The organism is Thermomonas hydrothermalis, assembly GCF_900129205.1.
Classification (GTDB): domain Bacteria; phylum Pseudomonadota; class Gammaproteobacteria; order Xanthomonadales; family Xanthomonadaceae; genus Thermomonas; species Thermomonas hydrothermalis.
This window is the reverse complement of record NZ_FQUK01000046.1, coordinates 1-15,841: the sequence shown is the minus strand read 5'-3', so window position 1 is coordinate 15,841 and position 15,841 is coordinate 1. Positions and strand designations below refer to the sequence as shown.

Here is a 15,841-nt window from a genome sequence, read left to right as displayed (position 1 = left end):
GCCGCATCTACGAGATGGCATCGGATCGCCCCACCGCCGAACCGCTGCTCCGAAAGTGGGTCTCTTGGGCACGACGGTGTCGGCTGACGCCCTTCAAGAAGCTCGGTGCCACCATCCGCGACCACCTCACCGGCATCCTGCGGCATTTCGACACCGGCCTGTCCAACGGCCAGGTCGAGGCCTTCAACGCCCAGATCCAGGCCGCCAAGGCCCGCGCCAAGGGCTATCGCACTGACGCCAACCTGATCGCCATCAGCTACCTGCTGTGCGCCAAGCTCAGGCATCTACCCCGTCACCCTTGGCTCCATGCTCCCCATCAGACATGAACCGTTTCCACTGGAATCGCGATTGAGCCAAAGAAAAGCCCCACAGCCAGGGGGGGCTGCGGGGCTTTGGGGGAAGGCCGGTTGGGGAGGACCGGTTGTCTTCCAGTCGATCACACCAGGGGAGGGGTTGTGATCATCAGCGACAGGCGTTGCACCTGTCGCGTGCTATATGACCACTCGGCACCTGAGTGGTTCGTTAAAACCGCAGTTAAAAAACTGTTCGGTTTAGGAATCGTTCATTGCATTTTCCGGCAACCCCGCATCGGGTTGACCACGATCACGGATTATGGGTGCGCGGCTCCGTTTTCGTGAGCGCAGGGCCATGCGCGCCGCCCCCGGTGGTGTGGCGCGTTTAGTGGGCCTGATCCCAGTTGTCGCCGACGCCGCAGTCCACCACCAGCGGGACTCGCAGGTTGGCCACGCCGGCCATCAGCGCCGGCACCTCGGCCTGCAGGGTCGGAACGAAGTCGGCATCGGCTTCGAACACCAGTTCGTCGTGCACCTGCAGGATCATCAGCGCACGGTCGCGGTGAGCCTCGAGCCAGGCGTCCACCGCGACCATGGCGCGTTTGATGATGTCGGCGGCGGTGCCCTGCATCGGCGCATTGATGGCGGCGCGTTCGGCCCCGGCGCGTTGGGAGGCATTGCGGGAAGCGATCTGTGGCAGCGCCAGGCGGCGGCCGAACACGGTTTCCACGTAGCCCTGGGTGCGGGCCTGCTGGCGGGTGCGTTCCATGTAGTCGCGCACGCCGGGGTAGCGGTTGAAGTAGAGCGCGATGTAGTCCTGGGCCTGGCCGCGGTCGATGCCCAGCTGGCGCGCCAGCCCGTGTGCGCCCATGCCGTAGATCAGCCCGAAGTTGATCGCCTTGGCGGCACGGCGCTCGTCTGCGGTCACCGCATCCAGCGGTTTGCCCAGGACTTCGGCAGCAGTGGCGCGGTGGATGTCGGCCCCTTGCGCAAAGGCACGCAGCAGGGCCGGATCTTCCGAAAGGTGGGCCATGATCCGCAGCTCGATCTGCGAGTAGTCGAACGAAACCAGCTTGCGCCCCGGCGGGGCCACGAACGCGGCGCGGATGCGCCGGCCTTCCTCGCTGCGCACCGGGATGTTCTGCAGGTTGGGATCGGACGACGACAGTCGGCCAGTGGCGGCGCCGGCCTGGTTGTAGCTGGTGTGCACCCGGCCGGTGGCGGGGTTGATCATCGCCGGCAGCGTGTCGGTGTAGGTGCTGCGCAGCTTGGCCAGGCTGCGGTAGCGCAGGATCACCCGCGGCAGCTCGTGCAGGTCGGCGATCGCTTCGAGCGCGTCCTCGTTGGTGGAGGGTGCCCCGCCCGGGGTCTTGACCCGCACCGGCAGCGCCAGTTCTTCGTAGAGCAGGGCGGCCAGCTGTTTGGGGGAATCCAGGTTGATGGGGCGGCCGGCTAGGGCGTCGGCACGTGCGCGTGCTTCGAGCATGCGTTGGCCAAGTTCGTGCGATTGCCGCTTGAGTTCGGCGGCGTCGATTTGCACGCCATTGGCTTCCATGCGTGCCAGCACCGGCACCAGCGGCATTTCGATGTCGCGGTACACCGCCTGCAGGCGGGGCTCGGTGGCCAGTTGGCTCGACAGCACCTGATGCAGGCGCAGGGTGATGTCGGCGTCCTCGGCGGCATAGCGGCAGGCCAGATCGACGGCGACCTGGGAGAACGGGATCTGCCGGGCACCTTTGCCGGCCACGTCTTCGAAGCGCAGGGTCTGGTAGCCCAGATGGCGGCGGGCCAGCGAGTCCATGTCGTGGCGGGTGAGGCCGGCTTCTAGCACGAAGCTTTCCAGCAGCGTGTCATCGGCATAGCCGCGCACCTCCACGCCGTGCCGGCGCAGCACGTGCAGGTCGAATTTGCCGTTCTGGCCGATCTTGCGCTTGCCCGGGTCTTGCAGCAGTGGGCGCAGCGCCGAAAGCACGACATTGGTTGGAAGTTGCGGCGGGGCATCCGGGCCGACGTGGGCCAGCGGGATGTAGCAGGCCTGGCCGGTCTGCACGCTCAGGCTGAGCCCCACCAGGCGCGCACGTTGCGGGTCGAGGGCGTCGGTTTCGGTATCGAAGGCAAAGGCGTCGGCGGCGGTCAGCCGGGCGATCCAGTCCTGCAGCTGGGCTTGGGTCAGGACCGTTTCGTACTGGCCTGACGCGGCCAGGGCCGGATTCGTGGGGGTGGTCGCAGCGGCGGATGGCGCGGGTGCGGCAGCGGTGGCATCGAGCTCTTTCAGCGCCTGGTTGAAGCCATAGCGGGTGTAGAGCGCGCGCAGCGCCTCGACGTTACGTGGCCGCAACACCAGTGCCTGCGGCTCGATGCCTAGATCGAGGTCGGTGCGGATGGTCACCAGCTGCCGGTTCAGCGGCAGGCGTGGCAGGGCGTCCCGCAGGTATTGGCCGAGCTTGCCGGGGACGGCATCGGCGTGTGCGATCACACCGTCCAGCGAGCCATATTCGGCCAGCCAGCGGGCCGCGGTCTTCTCGCCGCATTTCTCCACCCCGGGCACGTTGTCGATCTTGTCGCCCATCAGGGCCAGGTAATCGACGATCTGCGTCGGGCGGACGCCGAACTTCTCGACCACAGCGGCCTCCGACTCCAGCCGGCTGCCGGTCATGGTATTGATCAGCCGGATCGCGCCACTGTCGCCGTCGGCTTCGCGCACCAGCTGGGCAAAATCCTTGTCGCCGGTGGAGATGGTGACGTCGATGCCGGCGCGCGCCGCCTGGACGGCGAGAGTGCCGATCACGTCGTCGGCCTCGACCCCAGGCACACGCAGGATCGGGATGCCCAGTGCGTCCACCACCGCCAGCATCGGCTCGATCTGGGCGCGCAGTTCTTCCGGCATCGGTGGGCGGTTGGCCTTGTAGTCGGGGTAGAGCTCATCGCGGAACGTCTTGCCGGGTGCGTCCATCACGAAGGCGATGTAGTCCGGGCGCTCCTTCAGGTGCGCGCGCAGCATGTTGACCACCCCGAACAATGCGCCGGTCGGTTCGCCGGCGGCATTGGACAAGGGCGGCAGCGCGTGGAAGGCGCGATACAGGTAGGAGGAGCCGTCGATCAGAACCAGGCGAGTCATCCGCCGATTCTACGCACCTGATCCGGTGCTGGCGGGATAATGTCGGCCCTGACAACCTGCAATGAGGCCAGGCCCATGCCGTTCCTGCCCCAGCTTCGTATCCCTGCGACCTACATGCGTGGTGGCACGTCCAAAGGTGTGTTCTTCCGGCTGGAGGATCTGCCGCCGCCGGCGCAGGTGCCAGGCCCGGCACGCGACGCCCTGCTGATGCGGGTGATCGGTTCGCCCGATCCCTATGGCAAGCACACCGATGGCATGGGCGGGGCCACCTCCAGCACCAGCAAGTGCGTGATCGTCTCGCCTTCGACCCGGCCGGATCATGACGTCGATTACCTGTACGGGCAGGTGGCGATCGACAGCGCATTCGTGGACTGGAGCGGCAACTGCGGCAACCTGTCCACTGCGGTGGGGCCGTTCGCGATCATGAGCGGCTATCTCCCGGCCGCGCGCATCCCGGAGTCGGGCACGGTCACCGTGCGCGTCTGGCAGGCCAACATCGGCAAGACCATCCTGGTGCACGTCCCGATCAGCAACGGTCAGGTGCAGGAAACCGGCGATTTCATGCTGGACGGCGTGGCCTTTCCGGCGGCGGAGATCGTGCTGGAGTTTCTCGACCCGGCCGATGACGAAGGCGGGGATGCCACTGCGGGCATGTTCCCCACCGGTCAGCTGGTCGATCGCCTGGAGGTGCCCGGGGTCGGCACGCTGGAGGCCACCCTGATCAATGCCGGAATCCCGACCGTGTTCGTGGAGGCGTCGGCGCTGGGGCTGGACGGCACCGAGTTGCAGCCGGCCGTCAATGACAATCCGGCGTTGCTGGCACGGCTGGAGGCGATCCGCGTGGCTGGTGCGCTGCGGATGGGGTTGATCCGCACGCCGGAAGAGGCCGCCACCCGCCAGCACACCCCGAAACTGGCCTGGGTGGCGCCGCCGCGGGGCTACCAGGCCGCCAGCGGCAAGCCCATTGCCGCCAGCGACATCGACCTCAACGTCCGGGCGATGTCGATGGGCAAGTTGCACCACGCGATGATGGGCACGGCCTCGGTGGCCATCGCCACCGCCGCGGCGGTGCCTGGCACGCTGGTGAACCGGGCGGCCGGCGGCGGCCAGCGTGACGTGGTGCGCTTTGGTCATCCCTCCGGCACCCTGCGCGTCGGCGCCTCGGTGCGTCAGGTCGATGGCCGCTGGACGGTCACCCGCGCCGTGATGAGCCGCAGCGCGCGGGTGCTGATGGAAGGCTGGGTGCGGGTGCCGCCGGTCTGAGGCGCGGCGGCTCAGGTCGCGTCGCTGAATCCGGCCTTGCGCAGCTCGTGACGGGCTTGGTCGAACCCCTGTTCCGGCAGCAGGCTGTCGTGACGATCCGCCAGCTCGGCCCAGCGTGCCAGGATGGCTTCGGCGCTGGCGGTTGGGCCGAGATGGATCCCCTGGGTCAGGCCGATGAAAGCCAGCTCGAAGCTGCCAGCGCCGGCGCAGAGGATGGCGCGGTTGGGGGCGTCCTCGGCCACCAGCGCCAGCACCGCCGGGCTGACCAGCTCTGGCCGGAAGTGCGCCAGCTGTTCCTCCGGCAGGATGCCCTGCATCATCCGGGTGGCCGCCAGCGGCGCCAGGCAGTTGACCCGGATGCCGTATTTGGCGCCTTCGATCCCTAAGGTTTGCATCAGCCCCACCAGCGCCATCTTGGCGGCGGCATAGTTGGCCTGGCCAAAGTTGCCAAACAGGCCGCTGCACGACGTGGTCAGCACGATGCGTCCGTAACCGCGCTGACGCATGCCGTTCCAGACGGCCTGGGTGCAATGCACCGCGCCCATGACATGCACGTCCAGCACCTGCCGGAAATCATCCAGCGGCATCTTGGCGAAGCTCTTGTCGCGCAGGATGCCGGCGTTGTTGACCAGCAGATCGACCCCGCCCCACTGCGCTTCGATGGCAGCCACCATGGCCTGAACTGCGTCGGCATCGTCCACCGCGCAGGTGAGCGCCATGGCCTGCCCGCCAGCGGTACGGATTTCTTCGGCCACCGTCTCAGCGCCCGCCCCGAGGTCATTGACGGCCACCTTGGCGCCGTGGCGGGCCAGCAACAGCGCATGGGCGCGACCGAGGCCGCCACCGGCGCCGGTGACTAGGGCGACTTTGCCGTGCAGATCGATCATGCAGCAGTCTCCTGCGTGGAAAGTGGGGTGGCGCGGGCCTGGGCGTCGAGCGATGCGATCGCGTCCGGCAGTTCCATCAGACTGGCCACGGTGCGCATGCGCTCACGGCCTGCGTCGATACGGGCGCCGGCTTCGTGCTGCCAGGTGGTGTGATAGGGCACATGCACGCCGTAACCGCCCAGCGCCAGCACCGGGGCGATGTCCGAGCGCAGCGAGTTGCCGACCATCAGGAAGCGGTGGGCGGGAATGCCGAACTCCTCGAGCAGCCGCGCGTAAGTGGGCGGGTCTTTCTCGCTGACCACTTCGATGCGGCGGAACAGCTCAGCCAGGCCGGATTGCCGCACCTTGGCCTCTTGATGGAACAGATCGCCCTTGGTGATCAGCACCACCGGATACCGCGCCGCCACGGCGGTGACCGCCGCGTGCACGCCGTCCAGCAGTGCCACCGGGTGCTGCAACAACGTCTTGGCGAGGGCGACGATGCGGTGAATGTCGGTGGCACTGATGCGGCCCTGGGTGATTTCCACCGCCGCCTCGACCATCGACAACGCCATGCCTTTTACGCCGTAGCCGAAGATGGCGATGTTGCGCGCCTCGTAGTCGTACAGCCGCTGTAGCACGTCATCCAGATCCACATAGGCCGACAGGATCTGCTCGAACTGCGCTTGCGCCGCGTCGAAATACTCTTGGCTGCGCCACAGGGTGTCATCGGCATCGAAGCCGACCAGGGCGATGCCGTCGTGGGAGGGAGTGGAAGCCATCGCCGCATTCTACGCAGGCGCCGTGGGCTGGGGCATGATGGCAATCCCGTTTCCACTGCGTTCCGGCCACCCGATGACCGACTGGCCCCGCCTGATCCGCGACACCCCCGACTTCCCCAGCCCCGGCGTACTGTTCAAGGACATCATGCCGGTGCTGGCCGATGCCGAGGCCTTTGCCGCGGCGATCGACGCGTTGGCAGCACCCTGGCGCGATGCACGGCTGGATGCGGTACTGGCGATCGAGTCGCGCGGCTTTCTGCTGGGGGCGCCGCTGGCGCAGGCGCTGGGGGTGGGGCTGGTGCCACTGCGCAAACCGGGCAAGTTGCCTGGAGCCGTGGTCGAGCAGCGCTACGCGCTCGAATACGGCGAAGACCGGCTGCAAATGCAGGCCGGGATCCTACCGGCTGGCGCGCGGGTGCTGCTGGTGGACGACGTCCTGGCCACCGGCGGCACCCTGTTGGCCGCACGCACGCTGGCGCAACGCCTTGGGCTGGACGTGGTGGGGGCCGGCGTGCTGCTGGAGATCGTGGCACTTGCCGGTCGCGCCCGCTGGGGGACGGATCTCCCCCTGCGGGCAGCGTGCATGGTGTGAACCGGCCGGCATGCCGGCTGCATCAGACTTTTTTCACGAACTCCGACTTCAGCCCCATCGCGCCGATGCCGTCGATCTTGCAGTCGATGTCGTGGTCGCCATCGACCAGGCGGATGTTGCGCACCTTGGTGCCCACCTTCACCACCAGCGACGAACCCTTCACCTTCAGGTCCTTGATGACGGTGACCGTATCGCCATCTTTGAGGACATTGCCGACGGCATCCTTGACGACACGGGCGGGTTCTTCATCGTGAGGCGCGGTCGCGGTCGGATCCCACTCATACCCGCATTCCGGGCAGACCAGCTGGGCGCCGTCTTCGTAGGTGTATTCGGAGCCGCAGCTCGGGCAGGGCGGAAGCGTGGTCATGGTGGCGTGATCCGGCATGCGCGGGGAGGCTATTTTAGTTCTTCACCCAAGTGAGGGAGAGGCGCACGGTCCCCGGGTTCCGCAGTACAGTCAGCGCCCCGGCAGCCAAGAGAAGGACAAGCGATGCACGTGGTGGATCTGCGCAGCGATACCGTCACCCAGCCCACCGCGGCGATGCGCGAGGCCATGCAGGCGGCACCGGTGGGCGATGACGTCTACGGCGAAGACCCGACGGTCAATGCCTTGCAGGAACGGCTGGCGGCGATGCTGGGGTTCGAGGCGGGCCTGTTCGTGCCCACCGGCACGCAGTCGAATCTGCTGGCGCTGCTGTCGCACTGTGAGCGCGGCGACGAATACCTCGTCGGGATGGACGCGCACACCTACAAGTTCGAAGGCGGTGGCGCTGCCGTGCTGGGCTCGATCCAGCCGCAGCCCATCGTGCAGGCCGAGGACGGCAGCCTGCCGCTGGATCGCGTGGCTGCGGCGATCAAGCCGGTGGATCCGCACTTCGCGCGCACCCGCCTGCTGGCGCTGGAGAACACCTGGCACGGCCGCACCCTGCCGCTGGATTACCTGCGTGCGGCGGGCGACCTTGCCCGCGAACGCGGCTTGGGTTACCACCTCGATGGTGCCCGTCTGTTCAACGCGGCCGTCGCCTGCGGCGTGCCGGCACGCGAGATCGCACGCCATTTCGACACCGTTTCGGTCTGCCTGTCGAAGGGCCTGGGCGCGCCGGTCGGTTCGGTGCTGGTCGGCAGCCGCGCGCTGATCGACAAGGCGCGGCGCTGGCGCAAGGTCTGCGGTGGCGGCTGGCGTCAGGCCGGCATGCTGGCGGCCGCCGGTCTGTATGCCCTTGATCATCACATCGACCGGCTGGCCGACGATCATGCCCGCGCCGCCCGGCTGGCGGAACGCCTGCGCGCCATCGACGGCCTGACCGTACTCGGTCAGCACACCAACATGGTCTTCATCGACGTGCCCGTAGCGCGCCTGCGTGACCTCGACGCACACCTGCGCGCGGCGGGCATTCGCATCAGCATCGGCTATCTACCGACTGTGCGGCTGGTGACCCATCTCGATATCGACGATGAAGGTATCGAGCGCACTGCAGACGCGTTCGCGCGATTCTTCGCTGCGGGCTGATCGTACCGGACGCTGACCCTCGCCGATTTGCTCTGGACGTCCACAGCAGAAGACAGGTTTCCCAATGCGACGCGCGTGTTCACGCCACGTGAAATCGCGCGACGCCACGCGAGGATCGACTGCATCACTGCATCCAGCCGCGTGGCGGCGTCGTAATGCTTCCTGCAACGTCGGCGCTCCACCGCCCACGTGAGCACACTCCCCCATTGATCCGGAGATTCACCGATGAAGTCCACTCTGCCGTTCGCCCTTGCCAGCGCCCTTGCCCTTTCCCTGTGCGTTACTCCTGCCGTTGCCACCACTCCCATGGAAGCCAGCAACCACACCACGCACGCCCAACAGAAGGATATCGTCGCTGCCGCCGTCGCCGCTCCTAGCCTCAGCACCCTCGTCACTGCAGTGAAGGCCGCCGATCTGGTCGGCACGCTGCAAGGTGCCGGCCCGTTCACTGTTTTCGCGCCCACCAACGAAGCTTTCGGCAAGCTGCCAGCCGGTACCGTGGACGCTCTGCTGAAGCCGGAAGCTAAGGCCGCACTGACCGGCGTGCTGACCTACCACGTGGTGGCCGGCAACGTGGATGCCGCCACGCTGGCCAAGCAGATCCAGGCCGGCGGCGGCACCGCCACGCTGACCACCGTGCAGGGCGGCACGCTCACCGCCAAGGCCGATGGCATGGGCGGCATCGTGCTGACCGACCCTAAGGGCGGTACTGCCAAGGTGGTCGCCGCCGACATGCGCCAGAGCAACGGCGTGGTGCACGTGATCGACAGTGTGCTGATGCCGAAGTGAAGTAATCCCGCTGCGGGTAAATCGTGGCGCACGGGCGGCCTTGCTGCCCGTGCCTAGGTTCGGCAGAAATCGTCCTTCCCTGGCCCGTTTTCCCATTCGGCGTCTTGAGCCCGACACGTTCCATGCCAGCGAAGAAGGTTCAATGTGTCAGCGCCAAATCAATCGCCAGTGCTGGTAATGTCTGGATGACACATGGTCGCGCTCTTCAGTAATGCCCAACGCGTCTGCGCGCTGTAAACGACCTTACCAGGCGTTGATCAAGCGATACGGCAAGTCCATACCAAACAACGCGCTGCGCGGGGCGAAGTGGTAGCGCAGACCCAGATAGATCGCGCGATCCCGATATGCCGGGCCGGTTCTGACCCCGACTTCGCTATCGATTTCCAAATGAGGCGACAGCAGATAGCCCACTCGCAGGTGGCTGCTGGTGCCCAGGCCATTTGAGGTCGATCTGGCTAGCGGGGTACAACTGCCGCCTGTTGCAGGAGGGGTAAGCGCAAAGCATGCGCCACCGTCTTGGCGCACGCTTTGCCAACCCATTTGCATCACGCCGGCGGCGATCCAGCGTTTTGCTTCGGTCGTCTGGAACGCCACGGTCGCTCCGGTTGTGATGAAGCGTTGTGGGCTGAAGTAGCCGCCGTGTCCCCAGGTGAAGCCGGAAAGATTGCGTGTGTAATGCTCATAAGCAAGGCTTGGGCCGATGGAAAAAAAGCGCATTCCGGCAATTGGCAGGTTATGGCTCAGGCTGAGTGCGAGAGCTTGGTGGGCGTTACCCGCGACGTCGCGTCCATTGAGATGTTCGAGCGCGGCACGGCCGCCAAGAGTCCAGCCGCTGGCACCGAGCGCAGTGTAGCCGTCCACACTGCCACCCCAGCGCAATACCCGGCCCCAGGCGCGGCCAGATGCCGGATCGCGCAGACCGACGTACGACAGCATCGAGTCGCGCACCGGCTCGACGTAGAGCTTGGCGGTGACCATGTGGTCAGTTTCCGTGTTGGACACGGCCAGCTCGCCAAAGGGCGCAGAACTCACCGGGCCATCGGAAGGGGTCAGGCCCAACATGGCTTGCACGCCCCAGCGGCCTTGCCGCGTCCACGATAGGCGTGGCTCCCAGCCAGCGCCGAGCGCGGTCGTCGGCAAAGGCTGTCCTGGAAGGTTACTACCGAAGGGCACGCCGGGCGTGGCTGCACCTGCGTTCAGACGCACGCGCGCCACGTCGAGCGACAGACGATCGGCAGCCATGGGCCAGTCGATTTGCAGATCCGGCCAGCGGGTGATGCTCAGTTGTGACGTGCCGCGACTGCCGGATTTCTCACGCACCAGCCCGCCAACATGCACGCTTGGCGAGAGCAGGCCGGCTAGCGCGGGGTTGAGATTGGGTACGCGCGCCGCCGCGGCTTGCGGCAAACCGAGGTCGAGGTCGCGTTGCGCATCGCTGCGCGCAACGACGGACGCCAGGGGGCCGCCGAGCGTACGCGCCAGCATATGCAACCTCTCGTCCTGGTCACTTTGCTGAAGGGCCAAGGCCAAGCCCTGTGCCACGTCTTGCTCTGGCGCGGCGGTGTAGAGCGAATCGAAACGGCGTGCCGCATCGGTCGCGTCACCACGATGCAGGGCGTTCCAGGCGAGCAAGGTCTTTATCTCGCGATCATCGCGACCGGCGGCTTGTGCCTGCTGCAGCCAGTGGTATTCATCGGCATAGTCACCGCGCTGCTGCGCCGCCAGTGCCAGCTCCACAGCTAGATCGCCGCGCAGCGCCCGGGCATCAGCGTTGTCGACGTCGGTAATGGCGGCCAATGCTGCGGCAGCGTCGCCCTGCTTGCGCAAGGTCAGGGCCAGCCCGTAACGCAAGCCGTCAGGGTTGGTTCCATGCGCGGCCAACGCGGCACGAAACCAGTCAGCTGCTGCCTGCGCCTGCCCGGTATTGAACAGCGCCCAAGCCAGGCGCTGATCCAGGTCGGAATCCTGCAAAGCAAGGATATCTGCGCGATGGTCGTGGACGAAATCGGGCAAGTCTGCGGGTGGATCTCCTGCCTCGCTGCGTGCGAGCAGCTGCTCCAGCCTGTCGCGCCAAGCAGGCGGGATCGGTGGTGCGCTCGACTGCTGTGGATTGGATGCCGTCCGGTTCAAGGTGGAGCGCAGGGTCAGTCTTAGCGGGCGCTCGGAAACTCCCGTGGACGCCATCTTCAGCGGGTGTGGTGTTGGCCCTCGCGCATGGTCGTTAGCGCCTACTGCTGGGGACACGGGCGGTATGGTTGGGCGTGGCGCGATGCGTTCCGTTGACCCCACAGGCGCAGACGGGAACGGGTTGATGCTCGGGCTGGGTTGAACAGTCACCTGCGATTGAGGCGTTTGCTTTATCTGCACCTCGGTTTGTGGCAGATGGCGCACGCTTTGCGCCCACACGCTACCCGATGCGCCGGCTTGCGCCAACGCTGCTGCCAGGCAGGTCAAGGCTAAAGGGGTACTGGTGCGACGCTTCATGTGCTGCCCTCGCTGGCGGCGATTTGCACCAGCATCCACAGCGTTGCTGAGTAATACGTCTGCTGCGCCAGTGGCGGGGACGCTTGCTGCGGAGCCTTGCCCGTCTGCACCAAAGTGCTGATGGCGCGCATGCCCGGATCAGCGCCGAAGGAGTCGATCGAGTCGTCCTGCAAATTGGTCCAGGCTGGCAGGAAATCGCGGCACGGAAAGCTGTTCCAAAACGACTTGAACGACGCGTACCGCGTAGGCGAGCCCAACTTCGCCCAGTAAAGGTAGAGCGGGATACGCACCGCCTCAAATCCGAAGCGCTGTGGCCGACCCGGGTCTGGCACCAGGGGGTCGACCAGCAACAGCCAGTCCGGTGGCAATTGCCAGCGGCCATAACGGGCGATCGAGAGCAGCTTTAGCCCGCTGTCGGTCAACGCCTGCCAGTGCGGGGAGGGGTCGATCGCGGCGAGCGTCGGCAGCGCGGGAAACACCCAGTACGAAAGATTGACGACTTGGCCTTGCGGCGTGGCAAAGCCTTCGACCGCTGGTTTGAGCACCGTACCCCACGGAGTGTCGAGCAACAGTTGGGAACGAATCGCCTGTGTGGTGTGTCGTGCGGCGTCCAGCAGGTCGGGCTGGGCGAAGCGTTGCGCTGCCCGCACCAGTGCCCAGGCGATCAGCAAATCGCTGTCGGATGCATTGTTGCGGTCGGTGACCCCTTGACCGGGCGTCCAGCGCCAGGCATACAAGCCGTCGCCGCGCACGTCGAGGTTATTTCGTGTCCATGTCCACATGGCGTCGAACCCGGCACGGTCGCGCATGGCGGTCGCCAGCAGCATGCCATAGCCCTGACCTTCGGAGGTCGAGATCCCCTGCTGGCCGGGGTCGATCACCCGGCCATCCTGCACAAAGCTGCGCTTCCACGACTCCCACGGCGTGGTGAGAGCAGACGACTTGCCGGCCGCGGCTGTGGTGATGTCCGGCCAAGCCGCGCAGGCCATGCAAGCCGCCAAGACCAACAGGGTTTCACGTCGTGTGAGCATGATCGTCTTGAGCCGCAGTTTCAGGCGAGGCAGAAGCCTCGTTGACTGCGCGATGATGGCGATGCTTGAAGCGCATCAGCATCCGCAACGTGGCCAGCGCCAGCGCGACGAGCAAGATGGCCAGCGCGATGCCCCACGCCCAAGGATGCCGTGACAGAAGATAGCCGAATTTGACTGTCCATCCGGCGTTGCCGACGGTGAACGACGATCCAACCTGTTGCGTGGCGAATTCGCGATCTTCGCGCCACAGCACCAAGTCGCCCTGCAGCCGTGCCCATACGCCTGGCTGCACCAGCGCGTCGGTCTGTGTCAGCAGATACGCATCGTTGGCTGCGGCCAGCACGGTGATCACGCGCTTGCCGTTGGCCGGCGAGGCGTATTGCATCAAGACTCCCTTTGCGCCGAGATCGCGGCCTTGCTGGGTGATCCAGGTGACTTGCGCAGCGGCGGGTTGCGGCGTGAGTTGGAAGACCGTGCGCAACCAGCGAGTGAATTGTTCGAACCAGCTGAGCTCGCCAGGGCCGGGCGGCAAGGCGGCCACCGGATACGGCGCCTGCGAGCTGGTGCCCAGCCGCAGTGGCGCTTTGTCCAGCACGTGGGAGGGAATGCGATCGGCTGCGCCGACCACGATGAGATCGCGATCACGTGGAAGATCAGTCGTGCCTACGCCGAAGATCACATCGGTCAACGCTATGCGCTGGATTTGCGCTAGTTTGGCGAGCAGGGTCCAGGCGGTGGCTGCCTCGCTGCGGCTGGGTGTGGCAATGCGCAGCGCCACACCCCCGCCCTGTGCCGGGGCGGTGTAGGGAAAGCCGGTGCGTGCCAGCAAAGACAAGTTGGGCAGGCTGGTCAGGTGCGCAGCATTGGGAATCTCGATCTGCGAGTCGGCAAACAAGGTGAACTGCAGATTCTGCATGTTGATCGCCAGGCATTTACCCGTGACGAGCGGCATCATCGCCGGCTCGAAACGGATTTGGTTGGCGCCGGGTTTGAACGATACCAGCGGAATGGCGAGGTCATAAGCCTGGTAAACCCCCCCGCTGGGAGAATTTAATGGGATCGCTGCCTGGAACTGGTCGTTGATAAAGACATTGACCACGGAGTCCTCGCGCAGACCCGCGCCGTAGGCGAAATGGAGCTTCAAATGGACATACGCGTTTTCTGGCGCCCATAAATCGGGTGGCAAGGAGAACTCCAAGGTCTCCCGTCCGTACATGCCTTTAAATGTGCTGGTCGTGAGGCCTAGATCGGCAAAGCGGATGCGTGCATTAGGTTGTAGCAGCTTGGCCCCAGCATATTTCCCGAGCACGGCGGGCTTTACCTGTTGCACCAGGGTGTGCATCGCGTCGGGGTAGGGAAATTGCAGTGAAGCCATCGCCAGCAGGGCGCGGTCCACCTCCGCTGCGTCGCGCCCGGAGGCGATGACAGCAAAGCGGGTAGCGGCCGTATTCACCGGCACGATACCCAAATACGGCCCGGTGATTTGCTGTGCGATCTCGGGCGCAAGCCACGGGGCGATCTGCTTTGCCGTGCCGACAATGACAGCGTCACCGTCGATGTTGTGCGTGTCGATGCGTAGCAGCGCATCGCTTTGCGCATCGATCACCGGCGTGAACTGGCGCACTGTCAGCGGCGCGTAACCCAACTGCAGCGCCACCGCCTGCGCTGCCAGGCTGCCCCAACGCAGCACGGCGGGATCAATCGTCTGCGGCGTAATCACGGTCAGCTGTGCCGGCCCCCAGACCTTGGGGTCGAATACGTCGGGTAGCTGCGCCAGCGTCGGGCGCCAACCGCGTAGTCCGCCCTGCAATTCGATCCAGGATCTGGCGCTATCGATCTGCGTCCATAGCTCCGCTGCCGACGGATCTTCACACTCATTGGTGTAGTGCTGCGCCACGGCGAAGGTCAGGCGCCGGTAACCCGGTTTGAGCAAGTCGGCAGGCAGCCCGATTGTCGCCTGGATTTGCGGCAATTTGGGATCGAGCGGAATCTGGCCCACGACCACGCCGTCGAGCCGAATCACCAGTTGCGATCGCGGCGCCAGCAAGGACATGGAGTTATTCGCCACCAAATGCAGCGTGGCCTTGCGGATATCCATACGACTTGCGATCGGCAGGCTGAGCTGATACTCGTTCTGCGCATTGCGCAGGTCGATGGGTTCAGGCTGCGGCATGAAGCTCTGCAGTGTCGCTGCCAGCGGGGTCGGCCGATCAGGTGCGGGCGCGGTAGCGGAGGGCGTCGAGCCGTCGCCTGCGAGCTTGGCGGTGGCGGGAAGAGCTGCGCCACCTAGCAGCGCTACCACACAACACCACGTGCGGAATACCGGAAACCAGGAACAAATCTTCATGATCGAGTCGATGGGGTGAAGGTGGACGGGGGCGCGGGCAGTGGACAGGGGCGATCTAATGCCCAGCGCAGAAGCTGACAACTGCGAGTCCAGGTCCAAACTAGCAGAATGGCTATCAGGTGGCGAGCGATGACCTTGCTTTGTGCCCAGGGTTCGCGCAGTAAAACGTCGATGTGCTGAGCCATGCCCCAGGCTCCTTTGCGCACCAAGAAGAAAAACGCCTGGGCGATGCTTTTTGATTGTTCTTCACGCATCTGCCGGAATTCAACCCAGCGCTGACTGTCGCCAAACGCCAGGGCGACGGCATCGCGCTGTTGTTGCAGCGTCTGCGCAGCGAAGGCAAACCCTGCCGCACCGTTGTGTTTCCAAGCCAAGGTCAGCGGGATGACGACTTCGCGTCCCAAGGCACGCACCTGGACGCGCAACGTCCAGCCCGAAGCGCACCCGGCAGGCAAGTCGCCTTCGATCGCCAGTTTGACCCCGGTGGCGGAAATATCATCGATGCACGCGGCAATGGTGTTTTTGTCGCAACACAGCAAAGCCGGGTCGTGCGCCGGCATTCGTGGCGCCGTACGACGTTGCTTACGTTCGAGCATGACCCCCATGACGCCCGAGAGCAATACGAGATTAAACAGCTCCCAGCTCATGGGGATAAGGGTAGTGCCGCGAGTGAGGGCTCCATCGCGTCTGGTGTGGAACGGGCCGCCGGATGATGTCAGCCTTGGCGGATGCAAGAACAACTCTTCACCCAGGCTTTGGGGCTGAC

The 15,841-nt window shown here is 65.5% G+C and carries 13 protein-coding genes; 5 read left to right on the top strand and 8 right to left on the bottom strand.

From position 1 onward, the window contains the following. Positions 1 to 326 (top strand): transposase (locus BUA29_RS10515; RefSeq protein WP_143148894.1); only part of this gene is annotated, 326 nt, incomplete at its 5' end. A 352-nt stretch (positions 327 to 678) separates the two neighbouring features. Here the strand turns inward: BUA29_RS10515 and polA are convergent. Beyond that, positions 679 to 3,411 carry a DNA polymerase I gene (polA, locus tag BUA29_RS10510; RefSeq protein ID WP_072756510.1) on the bottom strand — a complete coding sequence of 911 codons (2,733 nt, stop codon included), beginning with the start codon at positions 3,409 to 3,411 and terminating at the stop codon, positions 679 to 681. 75 nt (positions 3,412 to 3,486) lie between these two features. On the opposite strand from polA, the gene prpF reads away from it, so the two are divergent. Continuing rightward, complete coding sequence (gene prpF / locus BUA29_RS10505) at positions 3,487 to 4,674, top strand: 2-methylaconitate cis-trans isomerase PrpF (RefSeq protein ID WP_072756509.1); 1,188 nt, start codon at positions 3,487 to 3,489, stop codon at positions 4,672 to 4,674. Between the two features lie 11 nt (positions 4,675 to 4,685). On the opposite strand, the gene BUA29_RS10500 is transcribed toward prpF, so the two are convergent. Continuing rightward, positions 4,686 to 5,561: an SDR family NAD(P)-dependent oxidoreductase gene (locus BUA29_RS10500; protein WP_072756508.1), complete on the bottom strand. Its 876-nt coding sequence runs from the start codon at positions 5,559 to 5,561 to the stop codon at positions 4,686 to 4,688. Further along, positions 5,558 to 6,322, bottom strand: coding sequence for an HAD family hydrolase (locus tag BUA29_RS10495; RefSeq protein WP_072756507.1), 765 nt, complete (start codon positions 6,320 to 6,322; stop codon positions 5,558 to 5,560). Before BUA29_RS10495 ends, BUA29_RS10500 begins: the two co-directional genes overlap by 4 nt. A gap of 73 nt (positions 6,323 to 6,395) precedes the next feature. Between BUA29_RS10495 and BUA29_RS10490 the strand changes: the two genes are divergently transcribed. Then, entirely contained in the window at positions 6,396 to 6,914 is a 519-nt protein-coding gene (locus tag BUA29_RS10490; protein WP_072756511.1) for an adenine phosphoribosyltransferase, read from the top strand. A 22-nt stretch (positions 6,915 to 6,936) separates the two neighbouring features. On the opposite strand, the gene BUA29_RS10485 is transcribed toward BUA29_RS10490, so the two are convergent. After that, a complete protein-coding gene (locus BUA29_RS10485; protein ID WP_072756506.1) occupies positions 6,937 to 7,281 on the bottom strand; it encodes a zinc ribbon domain-containing protein YjdM in 345 nt (114 codons plus the stop codon). Between the two features lie 123 nt (positions 7,282 to 7,404). Here BUA29_RS10485 and ltaE point away from each other — a divergent pair, with 123 nt between their 5' ends. Both ltaE and BUA29_RS10475 read left to right on the top strand, forming a co-directional pair. Beyond that, a complete protein-coding gene (ltaE, locus tag BUA29_RS10480; protein WP_072756505.1) occupies positions 7,405 to 8,424 on the top strand; it encodes a low-specificity L-threonine aldolase in 1,020 nt (339 codons plus the stop codon). A 225-nt stretch (positions 8,425 to 8,649) separates the two neighbouring features. Continuing rightward, positions 8,650 to 9,213 carry a fasciclin domain-containing protein gene (locus BUA29_RS10475; protein ID WP_072756504.1) on the top strand — a complete coding sequence of 188 codons (564 nt, stop codon included), beginning with the start codon at positions 8,650 to 8,652 and terminating at the stop codon, positions 9,211 to 9,213. 243 nt (positions 9,214 to 9,456) lie between these two features. Here BUA29_RS10475 and BUA29_RS10470 read toward each other — a convergent pair whose 3' ends face one another. The 4 genes from BUA29_RS10470 to BUA29_RS10455 form a co-directional block, all read right to left on the bottom strand. Beyond that, complete coding sequence (locus BUA29_RS10470; protein ID WP_178137925.1) at positions 9,457 to 11,226, bottom strand: cellulose synthase subunit BcsC-related outer membrane protein; 1,770 nt, start codon at positions 11,224 to 11,226, stop codon at positions 9,457 to 9,459. Positions 11,227 to 11,693: 467 nt separating this feature from the next. Next, positions 11,694 to 12,728 (bottom strand): family 8 glycosyl hydrolase, encoded by a 1,035-nt coding sequence (locus tag BUA29_RS10465; protein WP_072756502.1) that lies wholly within the window; start codon positions 12,726 to 12,728, stop codon positions 11,694 to 11,696. After that, complete coding sequence (locus BUA29_RS10460; RefSeq protein WP_084602443.1) at positions 12,712 to 15,075, bottom strand: cellulose biosynthesis cyclic di-GMP-binding regulatory protein BcsB; 2,364 nt, start codon at positions 15,073 to 15,075, stop codon at positions 12,712 to 12,714. The genes BUA29_RS10465 and BUA29_RS10460 overlap by 17 nt, the downstream gene beginning before the upstream one ends. Then, positions 15,072 to 15,841: PilZ domain-containing protein (locus BUA29_RS10455; RefSeq protein ID WP_218587185.1), on the bottom strand; the 770-nt coding region annotated here is incomplete at its 5' end. The genes BUA29_RS10460 and BUA29_RS10455, both read right to left, overlap by 4 nt.

Excerpts from the sequence above, each read along its gene's own strand:
- BUA29_RS10460 (WP_084602443.1), bottom strand. The coding sequence starts at position 15,075 with ATGAAGATTTGTTCCTGGTTTCCGGTATTCCGCACGTGGTGTTGTGTG.
- BUA29_RS10495 (WP_072756507.1), bottom strand. The coding sequence starts at position 6,322 with ATGGCTTCCACTCCCTCCCACGACGGCATCGCCCTGGTCGGCTTCGAT.
- prpF (WP_072756509.1), top strand. The coding sequence starts at position 3,487 with ATGCCGTTCCTGCCCCAGCTTCGTATCCCTGCGACCTACATGCGTGGT.
- ltaE (WP_072756505.1), top strand. The coding sequence starts at position 7,405 with ATGCACGTGGTGGATCTGCGCAGCGATACCGTCACCCAGCCCACCGCG.
- BUA29_RS10490 (WP_072756511.1), top strand. The coding sequence starts at position 6,396 with ATGACCGACTGGCCCCGCCTGATCCGCGACACCCCCGACTTCCCCAGC.
- BUA29_RS10500 (WP_072756508.1), bottom strand. The coding sequence starts at position 5,561 with ATGATCGATCTGCACGGCAAAGTCGCCCTAGTCACCGGCGCCGGTGGC.
- BUA29_RS10485 (WP_072756506.1), bottom strand. The coding sequence starts at position 7,281 with ATGACCACGCTTCCGCCCTGCCCGAGCTGCGGCTCCGAATACACCTAC.
- polA (WP_072756510.1), bottom strand. The coding sequence starts at position 3,411 with ATGACTCGCCTGGTTCTGATCGACGGCTCCTCCTACCTGTATCGCGCC.
- BUA29_RS10475 (WP_072756504.1), top strand. The coding sequence starts at position 8,650 with ATGAAGTCCACTCTGCCGTTCGCCCTTGCCAGCGCCCTTGCCCTTTCC.
- BUA29_RS10465 (WP_072756502.1), bottom strand. The coding sequence starts at position 12,728 with ATGCTCACACGACGTGAAACCCTGTTGGTCTTGGCGGCTTGCATGGCC.